Origin of the sequence: Nocardia sp. NPDC058497 (assembly GCF_042720195.1) — a bacterium.
In the GTDB taxonomy this organism is placed as follows: Bacteria; Actinomycetota; Actinomycetes; order Mycobacteriales; family Mycobacteriaceae; genus Nocardia.
In genome coordinates this window covers 1-7,883 of the sequence record NZ_JBHXMY010000264.1, presented here as the reverse complement: position 1 = coordinate 7,883, position 7,883 = coordinate 1, and the positions used below count along the sequence as shown (strand labels likewise).

Annotated in this window: 3 protein-coding genes; all 3 read left to right on the top strand. The window is 67.6% G+C overall.

Annotated elements, in window-relative coordinates; translation table 11 throughout:
* The coding region (locus ACFWPJ_RS18420) for a KR domain-containing protein (protein WP_378852852.1) at nt 1–2,192 on the top strand (2,192 nt) is incomplete at its 5' end.
* Nucleotides 2,193–2,219: 27 nt separating this feature from the next.
* A complete protein-coding gene (locus ACFWPJ_RS18415) occupies nt 2,220–2,972 on the top strand; it encodes a thioesterase II family protein (protein WP_378852850.1) in 753 nt (250 codons plus the stop codon).
* 62 nt (nt 2,973–3,034) lie between these two features.
* On the top strand, nt 3,035–7,883 hold a 4,849-nt coding region (locus tag ACFWPJ_RS18410; protein ID WP_378852848.1), incomplete at its 3' end, for a beta-ketoacyl synthase N-terminal-like domain-containing protein.

The following is a 7,883-nucleotide window of genomic DNA, read 5'->3' as shown; positions in this document are numbered from 1 at the left end:
GCAACGCACACACCTACTCGATCACCAGCCGCGCCGCGACCACCGAGCACGCCGCCACCCCGCGCGTGCACGCCAGCGCGCACCGCACCCAGCGGCGATTCGTGGGTGTCGCGTCCTCCTTCGATTGGGAGGCGGCCCGTGTGCGCTGTGCGGAAGTGATCGACCCGACCGAATTGGCTCGCAATCTCGACAAACGCGGCATCGTTTCCTCCGCATTCGCTTGGCGCATCGACGAATTGCGCTTGGGTCCCGCGGAAGTTCTCGCTGAGATCAGCATCGACAATCCCACTTCCTGGGCCGCGCTGCTCGACGCCGCGTTCACCGTCCCGATGCTGGTCTCGGGCACTGCGGACCGCTCGATGAAGATGATCTCCGGTGTGCAGCAGGTCGAACTGGAAGGCCGCTGGACCGACCGCATCCGCATTCACGCCAGTGCTCGCGCGGGCATGAGCGATGTCATCGACATCTCGATCGCCGACACCACCGGACAACCCATCGCGCACCTGGGCGGCGCCGAATTCGTCGAGGCCCCAGCCTTTCGTGCCGACGGGATCGACAACCCGCTGATGCACACGGTGACCTGGAAGCGGTGGGAACTCGACACCGATCAGCGCGCGGCGGTGGAGGATTCGGTCGCGATCGTGGGTTCGGGCGCACTGGCCGCATACCTGCGTGACGGGCTGCGCGAGGCCGGTGCCGAGGTCGTCTGCCTCGCGCACGCCGCGGACCTGTCTGCCGAGGTGGGCGCGGCGATCGTGCTTCACGTGCAGGACACCGCACTGCACACCGGCGACCGTGTGGACACCCGCCTCGCTGAGCTGACCGGCGAGCTCCGCGCGCTCACTCGAGCCGCCGCCCAGATTCCCGGCAGGCGCGTGTGGCTGCTCACCGATGGGGTCCGCGACGCGCGCGCAGCTCATTCGCCGCTCGGCTCCGCGCTGTGGGGAGCCGCCCAGAGCATGCGAGGCGAAGCCGACAAGGTGTGGGGCGGGATTGTCGACCTGCCGACAACGCCCCACACCGGGGTCGCGACCGTGCTGCGCCAACTGCTTGCCCGGCCGGGCACCGGTGAGATCGTTGCGATCGACGCCGATGCAGCGGTATGGCGATACCGTGTCGAACGGGCCGAATCATCTCTAGGCACCGGCGATTTCGTGTGCGCCACCGACGCCGCCTACGTGGTGAGCGGCGGCGAATCCAGCTTTGGACTGCGGTCGGCGCAGTGGCTCGCGCACGCCGGCGCGCGCACCATCATCATGCTGTCGGCCACCGATGTCGACGCGGTCACCGAGCGCGACGAGGTGGCGGAGACGCTCGCTGCCCTGCGTGCGGCCGAGGTCACGGTGCTGTGGGCGCAGGTGGATTATCAGGTGCCCGACGCGGTGCGAGCCGGTATCGACACCCTGCGCGCGGAGCTGCCGGTGCGCGGGGTGATCCATGCGGTAAACCCGCTCGAATCCGAGCGGTTCGGCCCCTTCGACGCGGCCGCCCACACCGAAATACTCTGCGCCGCAGTGGGGTCCGCGACCACCCTGCACGAGCTCTTCCCGCCCGCCAGCGTCGACTTCCTCGTGCTGCACTCCTCCGCGCTGCACCTGCTCGGTGTGGGCGGGCGGACGGCCACGGCCACAGCGGGCGCCTACTGCGACGCACTGGCTCGCCTGCGCGCGGAAGGCTCGGATTCGCTGTCACTGGCGCTGGGCTGGACGCCATGGCGCGGACTGCTCGATGACGCCACCGGCGGCGCATTCGAATACGAACTGCGTGGGCGCGCCTTGGGTCTGCTCGATGACGATCAGGTCGACGGCGTGTGGACCGCGGCGGTGTCGACGCCGGACACGACCGGGTTCGCCATCTTGAACCACACCGATGCCGGTGCGCGTCGCGTAGCGGTTCCGGCATTGGAAACTGTTGAGGCAGTCCAGGATCAGCTGGCCGATGCTGCTGCCGCACCGGGTGAATCGGTGCTCGACGAGGTGACCAAACTGGTCGCGAAGGAAACCCGGCTGCCGGTCGAGGAAGTCGTACCGACCCTGTGCCTGTCGGAGATCGGCTCGGATTCGGTATTGATCCTCGCTGTCCGGCGGGCCCTGGAGCGCCGCTTCGCGGTGCGCATCCCGACCCGGTTGATGTGGGAGGCGGGAACCGTGGACGCCATCGCCGCCCACATCGCCGCTTCGCGTACCTCCTAGCGGACCCAGTAGAAAGATGTTGGTTTGATGGACGACCGCGAACACAGTTTGTGGATCAAACGATTCGATCCGGCGCCTTCGGCCGGCGTGCGCCTGGCCTGTCTACCGCACGCCGGCGGCGCGGCCAGCTATTTCCTTCCGGTGTCCCGCGCGCTGGCCGGGGACTGCGAGGTCCTGGCTGTCCAATATCCCGGACGCCAGGAACGCCGACACGAACCACATATCGGCGATGTTGCTGAACTCGCGCACAGGATCGCCGAGGAATTGCTCGCCTGGACCGATCGGCCGTTGGCGCTGTTCGGGCACAGTATGGGCTCGACCGTCGGGTTCGAAGTAGCGCGGGTGTTGGAGGCGAAAGGCTGTGCGCCCGTGGCTCTTCTGGCGTCCGGACGGCGCGCCCCCTCCCGTCCTCGGGTCGAAGCGGTGCATCGGCTGCCCGATGCCGGGCTGGTCGACGCGCTGACATCGATGCAGGGCACCAGTGCCGACCTGCTAGCCGACCCGGAGATCCTGGAGCTGATCCTGCCCACAATCCGCGCGGACTATCGCGCGATCGAAAGCTATCGCTACGAGCCCGGCGCACCGCTGAGTGCACCGATCCACGCGTTCCTCGGCGACAACGATCCACAGGTGACCGTCGACGAAGCTGAGGCCTGGCGCGAGCACACCACGGCAGATTTCGGGCTGCACCTCTACCGTGGCGGCCATTTCTATCTCAACACCCACGCCGCCGCGGTGATCGCCGAGATCCGCGACATTCTCGCGCTCCCGGCGCGCTGACCGCGCCTGTCCATCGACATTCCGGGGCAGCTCTGGCTGTGCCACGACCATTGGGGACTCTGATGACCGACCGAACTGGTGAACACACCGCCGCGGACGCGGTGGCGGTGATCGGCATGTCGTGCAGGTTCCCGATGGCTTCGACTCTCGACGGCTTCTGGCATCTGCTCAGCGAGGGCGTCGACGCTGTGCGCGAAATCACCAGCAGCCGTGATTCTTTCACCCGTGCGGTGCGGGCAGGGAAGGCCGGGTGGTTGGACGGCGTCGATGAATTCGACGCCGAGTTCTTCGGGATGTCCCCGGGCGCGGCCGCGGCCGCCGATCCTCGTCAGCGACTGATGCTCGAACTCGCCTGGGAGGCAATCGAAGACGCCGGTCTGCAGGCGCAGCGACTGCGCGAAAGCGCGACAGGCGTATTCGTCGGCGCGTCGAGCGACGAGTATGCGACCCTGGTTCTTCACGGTGGTGCGGATGCGCTGACGCGTCATTCGATGCCGGGACTGCAGCGCGGTGTGATCGCCAACCGCATTTCCTACTTTCTCGGTTTGCGGGGGCCCAGCCTGACCGTCGACACCGCACAATCCTCGTCACTGTCGGCGGTGCACCTGGGCTGCCAGAGCATCCTCAGCGGCGAATCGGAGCAGGCGCTGGTCGGCGGGGTGAGCTTGAACCTGAGCGCGCGCCACCACGATGTCGCCGCCGAATTCGGTGCGCTGTCACCGGATGAACGCTGCTTCACCTTCGACGCACGCGCGAATGGTTTCGTGCGCGCCGAGGGTGGTGGCATGGTCGTGCTCAAACCCCTTGCGGCCGCCGTGGCCGACGGCGACTCCATCTACTGCGTCATTCGTGGCAGCGCGGTGAACAACGACGGCGCCACCGACGGCCTGACTCGGCCCAATTCCCTTGCGCAACAACAGGTTATCCGGCGCGCATGCCAACGAGCGCATATCGATCCTGCGGACATCCAGTACGTCGAGCTGCACGGAACCGGCACGAAGGTCGGCGACCCGATCGAAGCGGCCGCGCTCGGCGCAGTGCGCGAGGCGGGCACCGCGCTGCGTGTCGGTTCGGTCAAGACCAATATCGGTCATCTCGACAGTGCCTCGGGCATAGCCGGATTCATCAAGACCGCCTTGAGCATCAACCGGCGCGCACTGCCCGCCAGCCTGCATTACACCTCCCCGCGCCGGGATCTCGATCTGCCTGCTCTGGGGATCGAGGTGCAGGAAACGACCGGGCCGTGGCCGCGCCCTGCTCTTCCGCTGATCGCGGGGGTGAGCTCCTTCGGTATTGGAGGTACGAACTGCCACGTCGTCCTCGGCGAAGCGCCCGCGCTCGAGGTTCACACCGCGGTCGTTCCCGAGCACCGTTCCGCAACAGTGGTGCCGTTGTCGGCGCGCTCGCGGAAAGCGCTGTGCGCTCAGGCCGAGCAGCTGTTGGATTGGCTCGACCACCATCCGAACCAACCGGTGACCGAACTCGGTGCCGCACTGGCACAGGCGCGTTCGGCGCTGTCTCATCGCGCGGCGGTTGTTGCCGACGATCTCGACGAGCTGAAGGCTGGGCTGCGATGCTTGGCCGAGGGTATGCCTGCGGCGAACCTGATCGTGGAACGCGCGATCGACTCTGGCACGGTGTTCACTTTCCCCGGTCAGGGTCCCCAGTGGTCCGGCATGGCGCTGGAGCTGCTCGATGCGGGAGGTGTTTTCGCCGAGACCCTGCATGCCTGCGACGTGGCGATCGCCGCCCATGCGGACTGGTCGGTACTCGAGGTGCTGCGCGCACCGGATGCGGCCGAGCGTTTCGAAGCCGCCGAGGTCGTGCAACCGGTGCTGTTCGCGGTCATGGTCGCTCTGGCCGCCGCGTGGCGATCGGCCGGTATCGAACCGGCGGCGGTGGTGGGCCATTCCCAGGGGGAGGTCGCCGCTGCCTACGTCGCCGGGGCTTTGAGCCTCGACGACGCGGCTCGCGTCGTGGTCGCGCGCAGTCGGGCGGTGGGTGCCCTCACCGGCGGGGGCATGGCGGTGGTGGATGCGCCGGCGTCCGCGGTCGTCGGCCTGCTCGCTCCCTATGGGGGTCGCTTGACAGTCGCGGCGGTCAACGGACCGCGGACCACCATCGTTGCCGGTGATTCCGATGCCCTCGAGGACTTCTTCACAGCGTGCGAGGCGGCCGGTCGATGGACGCGTGCGGTGGCCGTCGGCTACGCCTCGCACACCCATCATGTCGACGCCGTGCGTGATCGGTTGCTGGCTGAGCTGTCGGGGGTGCGCCCGATGCCCGCGCGTGTGCCCTTCTACTCCGCGGTCACCGGCGCGTTGATCGACACACGTGACCTCGATGCCGATTACTGGTTCCGCAATCTGCGCCAGCCGGTTCAATTCGAGGCCGCCACTTCGGCACTGCTGAACGCGGGTCTGCGCCGGTTCGTCGAGATCAGCCCTCATCCGGTCCTGATCGCCGCGCTCAACGACACTCTCGTCGCGCATGGCAGCAGCGATGCCCTGGTCGTGAGTAGCCTGCGGCGCGGTGAGGGCGGACAACGCCGCCTATTCACCGCCCTCGCTCACGCTCATGCGCACGGCGCCGGCATCGACTGGTCGTCGGTGCATGAGCCGATGCCTACTCGAATCAAGCTGCCGCACTACCCGTTTCAGCGCACGCGGTACTGGTACACCGAGTCCGATGCCGTATCCGCGGCACCGACCGGTACGCCGAGTCCGAACACCGCGCCTGAGGAATCCGGGGACGCGGACACCGATCACCTCGCACTGGTGCGTGCGATGGCGGCGGCGGTGCTCGGCCACACCGACCCCGCTGCCATCGACCCCGATGCAACCTTCAAGGACCTCGGATTCGATTCGGTGGCCTCGGTCGAACTGTGCCGCCGGCTTTCGTCCTACGGAACCGCGCTGCCCACGACCGCGGTCTACGACCATCCCAATCCCCGTCGGCTCGCCGATCACCTGCGCAATCCCTTTCCCACGGCCTCGCTTTCGACACGACAGCGAAAGATCGACGTCGAGGATGACCCGGTGGTCATCACCGGTATGGCGTGCCGGCTGCCCGGTGGTATCGAGACGCCCGCTCAGCTATGGGCCCTGATTGCCGACGAACGGGAGGTCACCGGGCCGGTTCCCCGCGACCGGCGCTGGGATCGGCTAGGTTACGCTGAACCCGACTTTCGCGGCGGGTTCCTTGACGGGGCTTCCGAATTCGATGCCGCGTTCTTCGGTATCTCCCCGCGCGAGGCCGAGGCAATGGATCCCCAGCAGCGACTGCTGCTCGAAACCGCCTGGGAAGCTCTCGAATCCAGCGGCATCGCACCGGATACCTTGCGCGACAGCACAACGGGTGTGTTTGTCGGACTGATGGCGCAGGACTACGGCCCGCGCATGCACGAGGCAGCCGACGACGCGACCGGCTACCTGCTCACCGGCACCGCGACCAGTGTCGCCTCGGGCCGCATCGCCTACACACTCGGCACGCGCGGTCCCGCGCTGACGGTGGATACCGCGTGCTCGTCCTCTCTGGTGGCCCTGCATCTGGCCGCCCGTTCCCTGCGTTCGGGCGAATGTGAGATGGCCCTGGCCGGTGGCGCGACCGTCATGTCCACGCCGGGCATCTTCGTCGAATTCTCCCGCCAGGGCGGACTGGCACCGGATGGCCGCTGCAAGGCGTTCGCCGACGCCGCCGACGGCACCGCGTGGTCCGAAGGTGTCGGGATGCTCGTCCTCGAACGCCGTTCCACCGCCCGGCAAGCCGGGCACCCCATCCTGGCCGTGCTCCGCGGCAGCGCCGTCAACCATGACGGTGCCAGCAACGGACTCACCGCACCTACCGCCGCCGCGCAAGAGAGCGTCCTGGCGGCCGCGCTCGAGGATGCGGGGCTGACACCGGCCGAGGTCGATGTCATCGAGGGACATGGGACCGGCACCCGGCTCGGCGACCCGATCGAAGCCCGCGCACTACTGAGCGTCTACTGCAGCGAGCGCGAGACCGCGTTGCGGCTGGGTTCGCTGAAGTCGAACATCGGCCACGCTCAAGCCGCCGCGGGTGTGGCGGGCGTGATCAAGATGGTGTTGGCGATGCGGCACGGGATCGTGCCCAGGACTCTGCACGTGGACATGCCGTCGTCGCATGTGGATTGGGCCGCCGGGCACATCGAGCTGGCAACCGACACGAAGACCTGGCCGTCACTCGACCGTCCGCGCCGGGCGGGCGTGTCCTCCTTCGGAATCAGCGGCACTAACGCTCATGTGATCATCGAACAATCCTCGGAGCTCGACGATCCTGGCACGGAACTGCCTGCGGCAGTGGATGATTCGATGTCGAGTACGGTATGGCCGTGGGTGTTGTCGGCTCGTTCGGAGCCAGCGCTGCGCGAGATGGCGGCCCGGTTGGCTGCGCACGTCGAGGCGAACCCGGAATTGGCTCCCTCGCAGGTGGGTTGGTCGCTGGTGGCCGGGCGGACGCGGTTCGATCATCGCGCCGTCGTGATGGGTGCCGATCGCGCCGCCATGCTGAGCGCCACCACTGCTTTCGCCTCCGGGGACATGCATGCCGGTGCCGTGTTCGGTGTAGCACGGACGGGAAAGACCGCGTGGATTTTCCCTGGCCAGGGCGCTCAGTGGGTCGGCATGGGTGCGGAGTTGGCGCGTGAGTTCCCGGTGTTCGCAGCGGCTTTCGACGAGGTGACCGCGCTGCTGGAAGCCGAGTTGGGCTTCTCGGTACGCGAGGTAATCTGGGGTTCGCACGACGATACGGACATGCTGAATTCCACGCTGTTCGCCCAGACCGGATTGTTCGCGGTCGGGGTGGCCCCCGCGCGGTTACTCGAATGGTTCGGCCTCACTCCGGATATGGTCTCCGGACACTCCAGCGGCGAGATTGTCGCCCCCCATGTGG

What these genes read in the sequence shown, in the direction of transcription:
- ACFWPJ_RS18415 (WP_378852850.1), top strand. Translation starts at nt 2,220, where the DNA reads ATGGACGACCGCGAACACAGTTTGTGGATCAAACGATTCGATCCGGCG.